General features: G+C 36.7%; 12 protein-coding genes. 8 read left to right on the top strand and 4 right to left on the bottom strand.

Annotated features, from left to right (window positions below):
* Nucleotides 1-24: 24 nt before the first annotated feature.
* Genes I586_RS00540 through I586_RS00550 form a run of 3 tightly spaced genes read left to right on the top strand, consistent with a single transcriptional unit; the run spans nucleotide 25 to nucleotide 3,817 of the window.
* Nucleotides 25-1,806 (top strand): V-type ATP synthase subunit A, encoded by a 1,782-nt coding sequence (locus tag I586_RS00540; RefSeq protein ID WP_010765134.1) that lies wholly within the window; start codon nucleotides 25-27, stop codon nucleotides 1,804-1,806.
* A complete protein-coding gene (locus I586_RS00545; protein WP_010765133.1) occupies nucleotides 1,799-3,175 on the top strand; it encodes a V-type ATP synthase subunit B in 1,377 nt (458 codons plus the stop codon). Before I586_RS00540 ends, I586_RS00545 begins: the two co-directional genes overlap by 8 nt.
* A gap of 6 nt (nucleotides 3,176-3,181) precedes the next feature.
* Nucleotides 3,182-3,817, top strand: coding sequence for a V-type ATP synthase subunit D (locus tag I586_RS00550; protein ID WP_010765132.1), 636 nt, complete (start codon nucleotides 3,182-3,184; stop codon nucleotides 3,815-3,817).
* Nucleotides 3,818-3,857: 40 nt separating this feature from the next.
* Here the strand turns inward: I586_RS00550 and I586_RS00555 are convergent, their stop codons facing one another.
* A complete protein-coding gene (locus tag I586_RS00555) occupies nucleotides 3,858-4,814 on the bottom strand; it encodes a serine hydrolase (RefSeq protein ID WP_162139051.1) in 957 nt (318 codons plus the stop codon).
* Between the two features lie 272 nt (nucleotides 4,815-5,086).
* On the opposite strand from I586_RS00555, the gene I586_RS00560 reads away from it, so the two are divergent.
* Together I586_RS00560 and I586_RS00565 are read left to right on the top strand one after the other, a co-directional pair.
* Nucleotides 5,087-6,622: an ABC transporter permease gene (locus I586_RS00560; protein ID WP_010765130.1), complete on the top strand. Its 1,536-nt coding sequence runs from the start codon at nucleotides 5,087-5,089 to the stop codon at nucleotides 6,620-6,622.
* 15 nt (nucleotides 6,623-6,637) lie between these two features.
* Nucleotides 6,638-7,297 carry an ABC transporter ATP-binding protein gene (locus I586_RS00565; RefSeq protein WP_010765129.1) on the top strand — a complete coding sequence of 220 codons (660 nt, stop codon included), beginning with the start codon at nucleotides 6,638-6,640 and terminating at the stop codon, nucleotides 7,295-7,297.
* A 178-nt stretch (nucleotides 7,298-7,475) separates the two neighbouring features.
* Here the strand turns inward: I586_RS00565 and I586_RS00570 are convergent, their stop codons facing one another.
* From I586_RS00570 to ccpN, 3 genes are all read right to left on the bottom strand, one after another.
* Complete coding sequence (locus tag I586_RS00570) at nucleotides 7,476-9,389, bottom strand: fructose-bisphosphatase class III (RefSeq protein ID WP_010765128.1); 1,914 nt, start codon at nucleotides 9,387-9,389, stop codon at nucleotides 7,476-7,478.
* A 15-nt stretch (nucleotides 9,390-9,404) separates the two neighbouring features.
* Nucleotides 9,405-10,217, bottom strand: coding sequence for a pyruvate, water dikinase regulatory protein (locus tag I586_RS00575; protein ID WP_010765127.1), 813 nt, complete (start codon nucleotides 10,215-10,217; stop codon nucleotides 9,405-9,407).
* A 74-nt stretch (nucleotides 10,218-10,291) separates the two neighbouring features.
* Nucleotides 10,292-10,927, bottom strand: a complete 636-nt coding sequence (gene ccpN / locus I586_RS00580) for a transcriptional regulator CcpN (RefSeq protein WP_010765126.1) — start codon at nucleotides 10,925-10,927, stop codon at nucleotides 10,292-10,294.
* 175 nt (nucleotides 10,928-11,102) lie between these two features.
* Between ccpN and ppdK the strand changes: the two genes are divergently transcribed.
* From ppdK to lysA, 3 genes are all read left to right on the top strand, one after another.
* Nucleotides 11,103-13,712 (top strand): pyruvate, phosphate dikinase, encoded by a 2,610-nt coding sequence (ppdK, locus tag I586_RS00585; protein ID WP_010765125.1) that lies wholly within the window; start codon nucleotides 11,103-11,105, stop codon nucleotides 13,710-13,712.
* A 173-nt stretch (nucleotides 13,713-13,885) separates the two neighbouring features.
* A complete protein-coding gene (locus tag I586_RS00590; RefSeq protein ID WP_010765124.1) occupies nucleotides 13,886-14,974 on the top strand; it encodes a serine hydrolase domain-containing protein in 1,089 nt (362 codons plus the stop codon).
* Between the two features lie 100 nt (nucleotides 14,975-15,074).
* A complete protein-coding gene (lysA, locus tag I586_RS00595) occupies nucleotides 15,075-16,376 on the top strand; it encodes a diaminopimelate decarboxylase (RefSeq protein ID WP_010765123.1) in 1,302 nt (433 codons plus the stop codon).
* The last annotated feature ends 54 nt before the right edge of the window (nucleotides 16,377-16,430 follow it).

Consider the following 16,430-nt stretch of genomic DNA (forward strand, 5'->3'; position numbering starts at 1 on the left):
CTTTTCTGAATAGGAGGAATGATTTTGCAAACTGGTAAAATTATTAAAGTATCTGGCCCTTTGGTGATGGCAGAAAATATGTCTGATGCAAGTATTCAGGATATTTGTTATGTAGGAGCATTGGGTGTTATAGGAGAAATTATAGAGATGCGAGGAGATGTCGCATCGATTCAAGTATATGAAGAAACGACTGGGATTGGACCAGGAGAACCTGTAGTAACTACAGGAGAAGCCCTATCGGTCGAATTGGCACCAGGATTGATTTCAGAGATGTTTGATGGGATTCAACGACCGTTAGATACGTTCGCTGAGATAACTAAAAGCAATTTCCTAAGCAGAGGTGTTCAAATTCCAGCCTTAGATAGAACAAAAAAATGGTTGTTTGAACCAACGGTATCCATAGGCGATGAAGTATCTGCAGGTGATATCATAGGATTTGTTCAAGAAACAAAAGTCATTCCACATAAAATCATGGTTCCGTTTGGGAATAGTGGAATAGTGAAAGAAGTCAAAAAAGGTGAGTTTACGATTGAAGAGACGATCTATATCATCGAAACGAAAACAGGGGAAAAAGAATTTAGTATGATGCAAAAGTGGCCAGTCCGCCGCAGTCGTCCAATTTTAGAAAAATTAAATCCGGCTGTGCCTTTACTTACTGGTCAACGTGTGATCGATACCTTTTTCCCTGTGACTAAAGGAGGAGCTGCCGCTGTTCCAGGTCCTTTCGGGGCAGGAAAAACAGTCGTACAGCACCAAATTGCTAAATGGGCAGATGTTGATTTAGTTGTTTATGTTGGCTGTGGTGAACGTGGAAACGAAATGACCGATGTGTTAAATGAGTTTCCAGAACTGATCGACCCAAGTACAGGGGAGTCTGTGATGGAACGAACTGTCTTAATTGCAAACACCTCTAATATGCCAGTAGCAGCACGTGAAGCGTCGATCTATACTGGAATCACAATTGCAGAATACTTCCGCGATATGGGCTATTCTGTAGCGATCATGGCAGATTCAACGTCTCGATGGGCTGAGGCACTACGAGAAATGAGTGGACGTTTAGAAGAAATGCCTGGAGATGAAGGGTATCCTGCTTATTTAGGGAGTCGTTTGGCTGAATATTATGAACGTGCTGGACAAGTCGTAGCGTTAGGGAAAGATCATCGGGAAGGTAGCATTACAGCAATTAGTGCTGTTTCACCATCTGGCGGAGATATCTCTGAGCCTGTGACGCAAAATACATTACGAGTCGTAAAAGTATTTTGGGGTTTAGATGCCACTTTAGCGCAAAAACGTCATTTCCCTTCAATCAATTGGCTGCAAAGTTATTCATTGTATGATACAGAAGTGGGCAAATATTTGGATCAACAATTGCAACTGGAATGGTCTGATATGGTTGTAGAGGGTATGAGAATTTTACAAGAAGAATCTCAATTAGAAGAAATCGTCCGCTTAGTCGGAATTGATTCATTATCAGATAAAGATCGCTTAACGTTAGAAGTTGCGAAGTCTATTCGTGAAGATTATCTACAGCAAAATGCATTTGATGAGGTCGATACATTTACATCACGAGAAAAGCAATATAAAATGTTACACTTGATTTTGACTTTTTACAAAGAAGGTCAAATGGCCTTGGATTTGGGTGCGTATTTATCTGAAATTATGGCTGGTACAGTGGAAATAAGAGATCAAATTGCTAGAAGTAAATATGTACCAGAAGAAGAAATTACGCGCTTAGACGATTTAGTTGGTGAAATGAAACAAACGATAAAACAAATTATTGCAGATGGAGGGATGACAAATGATTAAAGAATATCGCACAATCAATGAAGTTGTCGGTCCCTTGATGATTGTTGAAAAAGTTGAAGGCGTTAAATATGAAGAATTGATCGAAGTACGAATGCAAAATGGTGAAATTCGTCGTGGACAGGTGCTGGAAATCAACGGAGACAAAGCAATGGTTCAAATTTTTGAAGGAACGAGTGGTATCAATCTTCGCGATTCAAAAGTCCGATTCTTAGGTCATCCTTTAGAATTGGGTGTATCTGAAGATATGGTCGGGCGAATTTTTGATGGATTGGGCCGACCTAAAGATAACGGACCAGAAATTTTACCTGAAAAAAACCTTGATATTAATGGTGAAGTAATCAATCCAGTTGCGAGAGATTATCCAGATGAATTTATTCAAACGGGTATTTCTGCAATCGATCATTTGAATACTTTAGTTCGTGGTCAAAAATTACCTGTTTTTTCAGGTTCTGGTTTGCCTCATAAAGAATTAGCAGCTCAAATTGCCCGTCAGGCGAATGTTTTGAATAGTGATGAGGAGTTTGCCGTTGTTTTTGCAGCAATTGGGATTACATTTGAAGAAGCTGAATTTTTTATGGAAGATTTCCGTCAAACAGGTGCAATCGATCGTTCTGTAATGTTTATGAATCTAGCTAATGATCCTGCAATCGAACGAATTGCAACGCCAAGAATGGCCCTGACTGCTGCTGAATATTTAGCCTATGAAAAGGGAATGCACGTACTCGTGATCATGACCGACATGACGAACTACTGCGAAGCATTAAGAGAAATTTCCGCTGCTCGTCGTGAAGTTCCTGGCCGTCGTGGTTATCCTGGTTATCTTTATACCAATTTGGCTACATTGTATGAACGCGCTGGTCGAATTCGTGGGTTGAAAGGTTCTGTGACGCAGATTCCTATTTTGACAATGCCAGAAGATGATAAAACTCATCCGATCCCTGATTTAACTGGTTACATTACAGAAGGACAAATTATTTTATCTAGAGAGCTTTATAAGAGTGGTATTCAACCACCGATTGATGTTTTACCTTCTCTCTCTCGTTTAAAAGACAAAGGAACTGGTGAAGGTAAAACAAGAATTGATCATGCACCGACTATGAACCAGCTGTTTGCTGCCTATGCGCAAGGAAAACAAGCGAAAGAGTTAGCAGTTGTTCTTGGAGAATCGGCGTTGTCAGACGTAGACAAAATCTATGCAAAGTTTGCCGATCGCTTTGAAAAAGAATATGTGAATCAAGGGTTTTACACAAATCGGTCCATCGATGAAACCTTAGACTTAGGTTGGGAATTGTTATCTATGCTGCCAAGGACTGAATTAAAACGGATCAAAGATGATATGCTGGATGAATACTTGACCGAAGGAGAGTGATCGCTTATGGCCCGTTTAAATGTAAATCCTACTCGAATGGAGCTCTCTCGATTAAAGAAACAACTTGGAACAGCAAGTCGTGGACATAAATTATTAAAAGACAAACAAGATGAATTGATGCGTCGCTTTATTTTACTTGTAAAAAAGAACAATCAGTTACGAATCGATGTAGAGCAAGAATTGACTGGTGCATTATCAAGTTTTGTATTAGCCAATGCAACGTTGAATGAAGCCTTTATCGAAGAATTAGTGGCTATTCCAGCAGAGGACATTACGCTTGATGTCATCGAAAAAAATATTATGAGTGTCACAGTACCTATCATGAATTTTCATTATGATGAGAAAGTGGCAGAGACACCATTGCATTATGGTTATTTAAATTCTAATGCTGAACTGGACGATGCTTTTGGTAAACTTTCCAGTATCTTACCAAAATTATTGGAGTTAGCAGAAGTTGAAAAAACATGTCAATTAATGTCAGAAGAGATTGAAAAGACTCGACGACGTGTGAATGCGTTGGAATATATGACGATTCCTCAATTAGAGGAGACAATTTATTATATTCAAATGAAATTAGAAGAAAACGAGCGAAGTGAAATCACACGCTTGATCAAAATTAAAAATATGGGTAGCAATACTTAAAAAAATAGATAGAAAGTACCGTTTTTTCGGTATTTTCTATCTATTTTTTTGGATACTCGTTCGTTTGTGCAGTCCATAATTGATCAGTCACTGCGGAAATAAAAGAAATACCTGCATCTGTCGGTCCATTGGTAAAGACTGTCAAAATAAAAGGATGTTCCGTTTCTAAAATACCAATATCATGCAAGAATCCAGCGTAAGAACCAATTTTGTGTGCAACTTTTCCAGAAGTCGTAGGTGTGTCCATTCGTTCGTGAAAAACTGTATGTTTCATATAATCATAAATCGTCTGATATTCTTGATTTTTCGCCTTTTCTTCATACAAAATCTTCAGGATTTTTGCAGCATCTTCAGAAGTCAGTTTTGCATCATCCCATTCTGTTTCCTTTTGCAAGAAATGGGCATAGAGAGCTTTCTTAGCTTCAACGTCGCCACCAAATGTGTCATATAGCATGTTTTTAGCAATGTTATCAGAGTAGGTAATGTTGTATTCCTGTAGGGTTCTTACTGAATACGTTGGCTGAATATTATTGATGATAATTCCGGTGCCATCCTCATAATCTTCTTTTTCGTTATAAGTAAGTTGATCCTCCCATTTTAAAGTGCCAGACGCAACTTTATCAGCAACCATCATAGCTAAAGGAACCTTGATGGTACTGGCACTATAAAATTCCTTTGTTCCATCAATAGAAATCTGTTTGCCTGTTGCTAAATCAACATAGGTCATACCGACGTCGCCATTAAAAGATTTGGCATTATCGGATAAGATTTGTTCAATTTTAGTGTAAAACGCAGTAAGTTCAGGACGTTCCTCGTCCTGTTTTAGTTTATTTTCAACATCTTTAGCGACTGTTTTTTTTAGTGGAACGTCAATTTTTTCACTCGTTTCCGTTTCGTTTGCGTAGTCTACTGTATGAGTAGAAAAAAAGAACGATACGATTAAAAAGAAACAAATAGAGAAAACCATCCCATATAGAGTCATTTTCTTTTTTTCCAAATCTATTTCGTTCCTTTCGAAAATTTAGAATTACGTCAATCATAACACTGTTCGATTAAAGGCGAGTTAAAGTCGTTAATCGATTCCGTTAAAAATATGACCATTCCCATTTAATCATTTTTCTTGTTGTTTTGCAAGGTTCTCTAAAAGGAACAATGAAGTGAAACGCAATAATAGTTGATTTAAGGTTTGTTTAAGTTAAGTGGATTAAAGTAATAGATGTTCACAAGGAATAGTAGTTAAGAGATGAGTTAATCTCGAGGAGGAATCATATGAATTTTATCAAACGAGCATTATTAAGTATGAAATCAAAGAAAGGCCGAACATTATTATTATGTGCTGTTTTTTCAGCTATTCTAATTTTTGTTTTGGCAGGACTCACGATCCAAAGCGCTGCACTTAGTGCAACGGAAAATGCTAAAAAAAATGTAGGGGCTACGGTTACGTTATCAGCAAATCGAGAAGCTGCGATGAAAAAAAGTCAAAATGATGATTCTGGGGAAAGACCAGATCCAGGGAGCTTTAGTTTAACACCTGTTTCATTATCCGATGCACAGAAGATTGCAGAGCTAGATAATGTGAAATCATATTCATTTTTATCCTCATCATCAGCTGGAGCGGGTGATGGAATCACGCCAATTTCGAATGAATCAGAAAGCGATACTACAACATCATCTGATGTAAAAGAGACTCAAGCAAATGGCGGAGAAGATGCTCAGACACAAGGGAATGGTCGAATGGGTGGTGGCCCAATGGCTTCTATGAAGCAAAGCGATTTTCAAGTAAGCGGTGTGATGAACTTATCAATGTCAAGCGATTTTTCAGAAGGCATTGCTGAAATCACAAGCGGTGAAGCTATCAGTGAATCAGATAAAGACACGAATAATGTCGTCATCGAGCAAACTTTAGCAGATGCAAATAATCTTAAAGTTGGCGACACATTCAAGGTAACGAACCCAGAAGATGATACCAAAACCTACGAACTCAAAGTAAAAGGAATTTATACAACCTCTGAAAATGGAGACAGTATGGGTATGATGTTTAATTTCTTGAACCCAGCTAATACACTGTATACATCATACACATTTGCAAATACATTAAAAGGGGAGGACGCGAAAGGAACAATCGATTCTGCGTCTTACACGCTAGATGATCCAAAAGAAATGGACTCTTTTGTTAAAGCTGCTGAGAAATTGATCGATACAGAAAGTTTCAGTTTACAAACAAATGATCAAGCATACCAACAAATGTTACAACCACTGAACAACGTTGCAAGTTTCGCCAAAAATATTGTTATTTTAGTAGCTGTTGCTGGCGTGATCATATTGACACTGATTGTAATGATGACAATTAGAGAAAGACGTTATGAGATTGGGGTGTTATTATCCCTTGGAGAATCACGTTTTAAAGTAGTATTACAATTTTTTAGTGAAATCATTATTTGTATGTTTATAGCATTGGTCATTGCGACCTTTAGCGGAAATATAGTCGGAAATGTAGTGGGAGAACAACTAATCAATCAGCAGACTGAGGCAACTCAACAAACAGGAAATAATCAAGGTCAGCCAGGTGGAATGGGTGATAGAGGTGGAGAACAACGACAAGGTGGACCTGGCGGAGGCAGCATGAGCAGACTAGGTGCAAGTTCCCAAGAAGCAGCTGAAGCAATCAAAGAATTGAATATCTCTGTTCAACCAAAGGAAATCGCATTATTAGCAGGGCTTGGTTTATTGATCAGTTTCTTTTCTATCCTATTATCTTCCGTTGGTATTTTAAGACTGCAGCCAAAAAAAATCTTGACAACATAGAAAAGAGGAAATCCAATGTTACAAACACAAGAAGTAGGGTACTGGTATAAAAATGAACAAGAATTTCTGTATAAGAATGTGAATCTAGAATTTCAGAGAGGGAAGATGTATGCTATTTTAGGTGCAAGTGGATCTGGTAAGACAACATTTCTTTCACTGATTGCAGGATTAGATGTGCCCAAAGCTGGAACGATTCTTTATAAAGGGGATTCGCTATCAAAAATTGGCCTTAGGAATTATCGGAAAAATGATGTTTCAATTATTTTTCAGGCATACAACCTTTTACCGTACATGTCAGCTTTGGATAATGTGTTGACTGCAATGGCAATATCAAATTCAAAACAAGCGGATAAAAAAGCCTATGCATTAGAAAACTTAGCGAATGTGGGAATAGATGAAACACTAGCTAAGAAAAACGTTGGACAACTTTCAGGCGGACAACAACAGAGAGTTGCAATTGTTCGAGCACTTTGTTGTGACCACGAACTGATTGTAGCAGACGAACCTACAGGAAATTTAGATGAAAAGACTTCAAAAGATATTGTTCAATTATTCCAAAAAGTTGCACACGACCAACAAAAATGCATTATTATCGTAACACACGAGCAAGAAGTAGCAAAAGCGTGTGATAAGGTTTATGAATTGAAAAATCAAGAGTTTGAAGTAATCGAATAAAAGTAAAATGAAGCGGGTATTGTCCAGTTAACGTTAGAAAGAAATGAGTTTCATTGCATAAAAAATAGAGTGGTTTTGTACCGCCCCCCAAAAGTTAGACCTAAAAATCTAACTTTTGGGGGTCACTACATTTTTCCACTCTATTTTTTTGCGCCCTACAGAAAACAGATTTTCCATCTTAGTTCTTTTTAGTTTGTTTTGTGGATGAAAAGTGAGTAGGATTTTCTAATTGGCATTTTAATAGTTCGGTGTCTTTGATCAAAGAAGCTCCAATGGTTGTATCTTTTACCTTTAAACGCTTAATCTGTCGGTCAACGATTTGACGGGTAGAAATAATATCATCATTATTTTCTATGGTAGTTTCTTTGTTAGAGAAAGGTTTATGTGCAGCAAGCTGCATGCCAAATGAATTATAGAGTAAGGTGTAACCACCTATTCCAGTCACTTTTTGATAAGTACGTGAAAATCCACCATCGATGACAATCATTTTACCACAAGCTTTGATTGGTGATTCTCCTTTGATTTGTTTTACAGGAGTATGGCCATTGATAATATGAGCATCCTCTCCTTGGAGATTAAAAGCATTCAATATGTGCTGGCAAATATCAACGTTATTTCTTAATTTGTAATAAGCATTTTTTTCCTCTATATGGGTTTCACTTTCTTGAATAAAGTAGCGTTCAAATGTTTTCATTGCTTTTTTGCCAAAAAGTGAAGAACATTCACCACACCATAGGTACCAAATGAGATCTGTGGCAAAGTCGTCTGTTTGCCACGGTCTCTGAAACGCTTCTTTGATTTTGATTTCAAATAAATCTAATAACTTTTTACCTGCATAGTTTCTCCCATTAAAGGCAATTGATTGGAAAGATCCGTCTTCATTAAGAGGGATACAGCCATGGATCAACAGATTATGATTATAAGCAAGATAAAGCGAACCTTTTTCTACTAGAAATGCCATGTGTTGATTCAACTTTTGAGAATGTTGAATCTGCTCTAGCAAATCATTTATGATGTGCTCTTCTTCCGTTGACAATTGGTAAGGATTACACCAATTAATTGTTTGAAAACAAGTGTTGACTAAGTTATAAGAGTGGTTCTCAATTGTTAGTTGGTCGTTTTTGATTTTATCTAATAGTAAACGATGATCCATTTCAAACTCAGGACGTCGTTGAATCAGTTGTCCTTCTAATTTTTCTTGAATGATCGAAAGAGCTTGTTGGATTTTCATTGAATCCGTTATTTCAGTTGTCGTAAGTTTTCTATAAGGATTCTTTTTAGGTTTAAAATGTAGATTGTCCTGATAGGTTTCACGACTATACGTTTTTAAATGAGTAAGATCAATACCATATGCATCTTCCAAAAGGTCAAGATTCCCGTAACGAGCACAAATCCTCAAAACATTCGCTAAACAAGCTTTTGAGCCACTCACAGCTCCTAACCAGATAATATCGTGATTTCCCCATTGAATGTCAAGCGAATGATACGTCATCAAAGAATCCATGATTTTATCAGGATGGGGCCCTCGGTCGTAAATATCACCAATCACATGAAGATGATCAATCACAAAGCGTTGTACCAAATGAGCCAAGTCACTTATAAAGCGTTCTGCTTCTCCAAGTTCGATGATTTTTTCAATGATTTGACGATAATATGCCTTTTTGTCAGTTGTTTCATCATATTGATAAATCAACTCTTCTAAAATGTAAGCATATGTTTTGGGTAATGCTTTACGAACTTTGGAACGAGTATACTTACTTGATGAAAAACGGACAATGATCAACAAATGTTCTATTGCTTCATACCACCAATTTTGCGTTAACTCTTGCCGCAGTTTTAAAGAATGGATTTTTTCTTCTGGATAATAAATCAAAAAACAGAGGTCGTCCATTTGTTCAACAGAAAGTTTTTGACTAAAAAGTGTATAAACTTTATCCCGAATACTGCCAGAACCATTTCTTAAGATATGATTAAACGAATCAAATTCTCCGTGAAGATCACTGATAAAATGTTCAGTTCCTTTAGGCAAATTTAATATGGCTTCTAAATTTATGATTTCAGCAATTAGTTCATTGGATTGTGCATTTTTCATCTAGAGAACTCCTAACTATTGTCTTTGGGCTAGATCCTCAATAATCGTTGTGGTTTCTTCAATCGACTTTTTATCAACATTGATGACGAGTGCATTGTATTTTTCAAAAACAGTGTTGGCATAATCTAATTCTTCTTGAATCCGATCAGCATTCGTATAAGCAGAGTCTTCTTTTAAACCTAGGGAATGCAAACGAGACTTGCGAATGTCCATTAAGCTTTCAATGCTAGTCGTTAGACCAATAATTTTTTTAGGATCGATTTGATCTAATTCAGCTGGTAAGGGAACCTCAGGAATTAAAGGCAAGTTTGCCACTTTATGATTTCGATTGGCCATATACATACTTAGGGGCGTTTTTGATGTACGTGAAACGCCCAATAGAACATAATCTGCTTCTAGGAAACCTTTTGAATCTTTACCATCATCATATCTAACCGCAAATTCAATTGCTGAAACACGGCTGAAATACTGTTCATTCAACTTATGGATTGCTCCTGGTTCTTGCAACGGCTGAATTCCAAAAGTACCTTCAACAATTTCACTTAGAGGACTCATGTAATCAACATATTGTAAACCAGTTCGATTAGCAAAATCTTTGACTAAATTGACTAGTTCCTTATTAACTAACGTGATGACAACGATTGCCTTGTCGTGTAAAGCATCTTTTAAAATTGGTTGTAATAGTTCTTCGTCTGTAATAAATGGAAAACGTTGAATATCGGTCATATCAACACTTGGGTATTGTGCTGAAACGGCTGAGATGATTTTTTGAGCGGTTTCTCCAACTGAGTCTGAAACTAAATAAATTTTGATTTTGTCCTTTTGCATGAGTACACTCTCCTATTTTTGAATGATTTACTTACACAATTTAAATGGAAGTAAATGAAATGGATCATTGTTTCCTAATAATTTTCTTTTTCAACATCATTACCTGCGTTGATAAAATAAGACATTATTCGAGTTTTTGTGACTTTCCCGATAACTTTTTTTGGCTGATCCAACTCGACAACAGGTATGGTATCGATACTATGTTGCATCAACAAGCCACCAGCTTCTAAAATCGTACGGTCTTGTGTTATTGTGATGATATTTGGCATCCGACTCATGATCATAGCGACCGGTGTCTTTTCAGTATTTGGATTACTGATAGCTGCACGGAGTAAATCCTTCCGCGATAAAACGCCATTTAATTCATCATTATCATCTTTTACGTATAACGAGCCAACATCATACATAAATAGATTTGTTACAGCATCATAAACTGTTGTGCTTTGATGAATTAGGATAGGGGGCAGCATGATGTCTTCGACGGTCTTTTTATACAGTTTTTCATATAATAATGGCTCAATTGTTTGGCCTGTATAAAAATAGCCAACTTTTGGTCTTGCATCAAGCAAACCAGTCATCGTCAAAATAGCTAAATCGCTTCGCAAAGTTGCTCGACTTAAACCAAGCGTCTTAGCAATGCTATCACCACTGATAGGCTCATTTTCTTTAACGATCTTGATGATCTCTAATTGCCTTGAGGTAAGTTTCATTCTATCGACCTACTTTCTAAATGTGACACACTAATTATTATATATTTCTTATAATAATAAATCAACAATAAAAAAAAGACACACTAATTATTATTGACATCCAATGTGATACACAATATAATCGTATTTATATAAATGTGATACACTATATGAAAATGAGAAGGAGAGTTTGCTTGTGCAATATGTGATTGATTTTTTCGATGGAAGTAAAGAACAAAATGATTTGTTAGGAGGTAAAGGAGCAAATTTAGCTGAAATGACGAAAATGAAGTTGCCAGTTCCAACGGGCTTTACGATCACTACAGCTGCTTGTTTAGATTACTTAAAAAAACAAGAAAAAGTTTCAAATGAGCTCAATGAAGAGATTCGTCAACATGTTCGTAGCATGGAACAAAGAACGAGAAAACGTTTAGGAGATGGGGTTGATCCATTACTGGTCTCAGTGAGAAGCGGGTCAAAATTTTCAATGCCTGGAATGATGGATACAATTTTAAATCTAGGACTTAATGATGAAACCGTTCTTGCGTTAACACAAAAAACTGGAGACGCTCGTTTTGCTTATGATTGTTATAGAAGACTTTTGCAAATGTTTGGTGATGTAGTTTGCGATATCGATAAGAATCGATTTGAAGAGCAATTAGATTTTTATAAATCAAAAAACGGTTATACTGTGGACACTGATATGCAAGCGGATGATTGGAAAGAATTGGTAGCGGTTTATAAAGATATTTTTCTTGAAGTGACCCATCGAGCATTTCCACAAGATCCATATGAACAATTAAATTTAGCTGTAGAAGCCGTTTTTCGATCATGGAACAATCGAAGAGCGATCACGTATCGTCGTTTACATGATATTTCAGACTCATTAGGAACGGCGGTCAACATCCAAGAAATGGTTTTCGGAAATTTTGGCACTGAAAGTGGTACTGGGGTTGCATTTACAAGAAACCCTGCAACAGGAGAAAAAGGGATTTTCGGTGAGTTTTTATTGAATGCACAAGGTGAAGATGTAGTTGCGGGGATACGTACCCCACAACCAATAAGCGAGTTGGAAGCACTGATGCCAGAAGTTTATCAAGAATTTTTGAAATTAGGCCATCTATTAGAACGTCATTATAAAGATATGCAGGACATTGAATTTACGATCGAAAATAGAAAGTTATATCTGTTACAAACAAGAAAAGGCAAAAGAACGGCTAAATCGTCTTTTAAGATTTGTATTCAGCTAGTTGAGGAAGGGATCATTTCTAAGAAAGAAGCGATTCAACGAATCAATCCAACAATGGTGACGCAACTACTGCATCCCGTTTTTGAACCAGAGTACTTAAAAAATGCAGAAGTATTTGCTAGAGGGTTGCCAGCAAGTCCAGGAGCAGCAAGTGGAGCCATTTATTTTACTGCAGAAAACGCCAAAAAAGCGAGTGAACAAGGAGAAAAGGTCATTTTGATCAGACAAGAAACGTCTCCAGAAGATATTGAAGGGATGGTTGTAAGTGAGGCCATCGTTACTTCTAGAGGAGGGATGACTTCTCATGCCGCTGTAGTAGCGCGTGGTATGGGTGTCTGCTGTGTTGCAGGGTGCGAGGAAATTTATGTAGACGAGTTTCTTGAACAAGCAACAGTAGGTTCAGTTATCTTACATCAAGGAGATACGATTTCAGTAGATGGAACAACAGGAACCATCTATCATGGCAGTATTCCTTATGTGGACGGAGATGAATGGCAATTACTAGAAACAATCACTAATTGGGCTAAAGAAGAAGCAAGCATTGGTGTTAAAGCAAATGCTGAAACACCAATAGATATTCAAACGGCTCTAAAATTAGGAGCGGAAGGGATTGGTTTAGCGAGAACAGAGCATATGTTTTTTGGAGAAGAGAGAATTGGGGAAATGCGGAAAATGATCCTTGCCCAAAATGAAGAATCACTCATGGCTCCATTAAATAAGCTAAAAGAATTTCAAAAAGAAGATTTTCGGGCAATGTTTACATTACTCAAAGGAAAAGCGTGTACGATTCGTTTATTAGATCCACCCTTACATGAATTTTTACCTCAAACAGTTGAAGAAATTAACCATCTAGCGGATGAAACGAAACGGACGGTTGCACAAATCAATTATCGAATCGAAGAATTACATGAACAAAACCCGATGCTAGGGCATAGAGGTTGCCGTCTAGCCGTTACTACACCTCAGATTTATGAAATGCAAGTTGCTGCTATAATCGAAAGCGCAATCGAAGTGACACAATTAGAAGAGGATCTAGTGATCGTACCAGAGATTATGATTCCGCTGATTGGTAGTCAAGAAGAAATGAAGTGGTTGAGAGAGCGATTAGAACAAACCATCCAGGAAATTTTTGATCAGACAAATTGCGTCATTTCTTATAAAATCGGAACCATGCTAGAAATCCCTAGAGCTTGTTTGACTGCTGAAAAAATAGCCGAAGAAGCTGACTTTTTCAGCTTCGGAACAAATGATCTAACGCAACTGACTTATGGTTTTTCTCGCGATGATTCAGGAAAGTTTATTGCAGCGTATCAAGATAATAAATTGTTGAAAGAAGATCCATTTCAGCATATCGATGAAGAAGGTGTAGGAGCTTTAATGAAAATTGCAGTAGATAAAATTAGAAATTTTGATCCTTCAATCAAAATTGGTGTATGTGGTGAAGTTGGCGGTGACCCACAATCGATTCGATTCTTAAAGAAAATCGGTGTAGATTATATATCATGTTCGCCATATCGAATTCCATCGGCTATTTTGACCATTGCACAAGAACAGTAGAAAAAATATAGGAAAAAGTGTTTCACTTAAAAGATCAAAAACCGTTGCTTTATAGTGCTATCTAATCAACTAAAAAGGTTCTGAAAGATGACTTTTGCGTTATCTCTCAGAACCATTTTTTTATAGTAAATGGTATACTTTAATAGAATTGGTTTGAAAAGGAAGTGAATGAAGTGAAAAAACAATGGAAAATTGGTATCCTGATTGGAGCAACGCTTTTATTCGTGACAGTATTAGGTGGTTGTTTTTTTACGAAAGAGAACAGCGTGTTTAAAAAAGACATACCAGAAAAAAATCAAAATAGCACCGTAGATCAAAAAGATGCTAAAAAAAATAGTGACGATTTACTAGAAAAATCCCATTTTCAAGGAACAGCATTACTCGTCAGTGGGGATCAAATTTTGTATCAAAAAAGCTACGGGTATGCCAATGTAAAAGAAAAGCTGCCTAACAAGGTAAAAGGAACATTTCCAATAGCATCATTACAGAAAATAATCACTGGATCAATTATTTTAGAATTAGTAGAAGAAGACAAACTGACATTAAATACAACGTTAGATACCTTTTATCCCGAGGTAGATTTTGGAAAGTCCATCACAATACAAGATTTGCTTGACCATAAATCAGGTATTTTGATGGATGAAAAAGAACCTAGTGAACTCTTGAGTGATCAAAAAAGTCAAATCAATTATGTCTTGGATACGTTATCTGTTGTTGGGAATAAAGAATTTAATTACACAAATAGCAACTACAGTCTTTTAGCTGGGATTATATCTAAAATTATGGGGAGTCCATACCAAGAAGTTGTAAAAGAACGCGTAATTGATAAATTATCATTGCATGATACTTATTTTTGGGATGATATACCCAAAAATGAAATACTCCCTAAGCCATATTATTATATGGAAAAGGATTATGTTGAGGATCCCTCGCCTACAACTGAAAAATTATTATCAAGTCTTTTGGGGGCTGGTAACATGTATATGTCAACAGAGGATTTTTTGGTTTTCATAAGGAGTCTGGCAAATGGGCAACTGTTTAAACAAGATGAGTATGAGCGACTTACTGGTGCAAAACAAGAAGGATATCGAGCTGGGATAATCTATTTTGATGACTTAAAATATTCAGAAGGAAGTCTAGGAGGCTACGATACAGTTATTTATGGCGATCAAGACAATAAAAATCTAGTGATTCTTTTCGCAAACCAGCCTGCAAAAAATGGAATGAGAACATTAAGTGAAGCACTCTATGATCAGTTGTAACCATTGTTTCTATTCATTGGTGAAAATAATGAAAAAGAGATAGGAAGTTTTTCATTTTTATGCTATTATTTTTAATAAATCGATTAAAGAAGGTGAAGAGATGCCACTATTATTTGGAACGGCGAAATTTAATGAACAGGAACATCTAACAATTGGCGGGTGTGATACAGTTGATTTAGCTGAGAAATATGGGACGCCATTATTCGTTTATGATGTTGCGCATATTCGAGAACGCGCTAGAGGATTTAAACAAACATTCAACTCTTTAGGAGTAAAAAATAAAGTTATATATGCAAGTAAAGCATTCTGTTGTTTGGCAATGTACAAACTTTTAGAAGAAGAAGAACTAGGGTGTGATGTGGTTTCTGCTGGTGAAATCTATACGGCAATCAAAGCAGGCATGTCACCTGAAAATATTGAATTCCATGGAAATAACAAAACAAAAGAAGAATTAGTTTATGCAGTTGAGCAAGGTGTTGGAACAATCATTATTGATAATTTTTATGAAATTGAGTTATTAAGTGCTGTATTAAAAGAAAAAAATCAAAAACAGAACGTGATGTTTCGTATCACGCCAGGAGTAGATGCCGAAACACACGAATATATCTTAACGGGACAAGTAGATTCAAAATTCGGTTTTGATGTTAATAGTGGGCAAGCAACAGAAGCTCTGGAAAAAATAATAGCAGATGATCGTCTGGTTCTTAAAGGTGTACATTGTCATATTGGCTCACAAATTTTTTCTGCAGAAGGGTTTTTAGCTGCTGTAGAGAAGATGCTTCTTATTTTAAATGAGTGGAAAACAAAATTTGACTATACCGTTGATAGTTTGAATATGGGCGGTGGCTTTGGTGTTCAATATACAGAAGCTGATGACCCCTTAGAACCAGAAGCCTTTGTAAAAGCCATTGTTAATGCGGTGAAAGGCCAATGTGAATTATTGGATTACCCATTACCAGAAATATGGATTGAACCAGGTCGTAGTATCATTGCAGAAGCTGGAACAACTATTTATACAGTTGGCTCCCAAAAGGTCATCCCAAATGTTCGTCACTATGTTTCAGTTGATGGCGGTATGGGGGATAATATTCGGCCTGCTTTATACGATGCACTATATGACGGTTTTTTGGCAAATAGAATCAGTACAGAATCACCTGAAACTGTGAGGGTTGTCGGTAAATATTGTGAATCAGGCGATATTTTGATTAAAGAAATCGATCTGCCTCCGCTTAAACCCGAAGATTTATTTGCAATGACAAGTACAGGAGCATACGGTTATTCAATGGCAAATAATTATAATCGTAATTTAAAACCTGCTGTGGTTTTTGTTGAAAATGGACAGGATAAATTAGTTATTCGTCGTGAAACGTATGCTGATTTGATTTCATTAGATTGTGAGTAAAAAGGATTCAGAACTTCTCCAAATTGGAGAAGTTTTTTTGTTTTCGAGTGCATT

It is taken from the genome of Enterococcus moraviensis ATCC BAA-383 (assembly GCF_000407445.1).
In the GTDB taxonomy this organism is placed as follows: domain Bacteria; phylum Bacillota; class Bacilli; order Lactobacillales; family Enterococcaceae; genus Enterococcus_L; species Enterococcus_L moraviensis.

Excerpts from the sequence above, each read along its gene's own strand:
- I586_RS00545 (WP_010765133.1), top strand. The coding sequence starts at position 1,799 with ATGATTAAAGAATATCGCACAATCAATGAAGTTGTCGGTCCCTTGATG.
- I586_RS00560 (WP_010765130.1), top strand. The coding sequence starts at position 5,087 with ATGAATTTTATCAAACGAGCATTATTAAGTATGAAATCAAAGAAAGGC.
- I586_RS00575 (WP_010765127.1), bottom strand. The coding sequence starts at position 10,217 with ATGCAAAAGGACAAAATCAAAATTTATTTAGTTTCAGACTCAGTTGGA.
- ccpN (WP_010765126.1), bottom strand. The coding sequence starts at position 10,927 with ATGAAACTTACCTCAAGGCAATTAGAGATCATCAAGATCGTTAAAGAA.
- I586_RS00570 (WP_010765128.1), bottom strand. The coding sequence starts at position 9,389 with ATGAAAAATGCACAATCCAATGAACTAATTGCTGAAATCATAAATTTA.
- I586_RS00550 (WP_010765132.1), top strand. The coding sequence starts at position 3,182 with ATGGCCCGTTTAAATGTAAATCCTACTCGAATGGAGCTCTCTCGATTA.
- lysA (WP_010765123.1), top strand. The coding sequence starts at position 15,075 with ATGCCACTATTATTTGGAACGGCGAAATTTAATGAACAGGAACATCTA.
- I586_RS00565 (WP_010765129.1), top strand. The coding sequence starts at position 6,638 with ATGTTACAAACACAAGAAGTAGGGTACTGGTATAAAAATGAACAAGAA.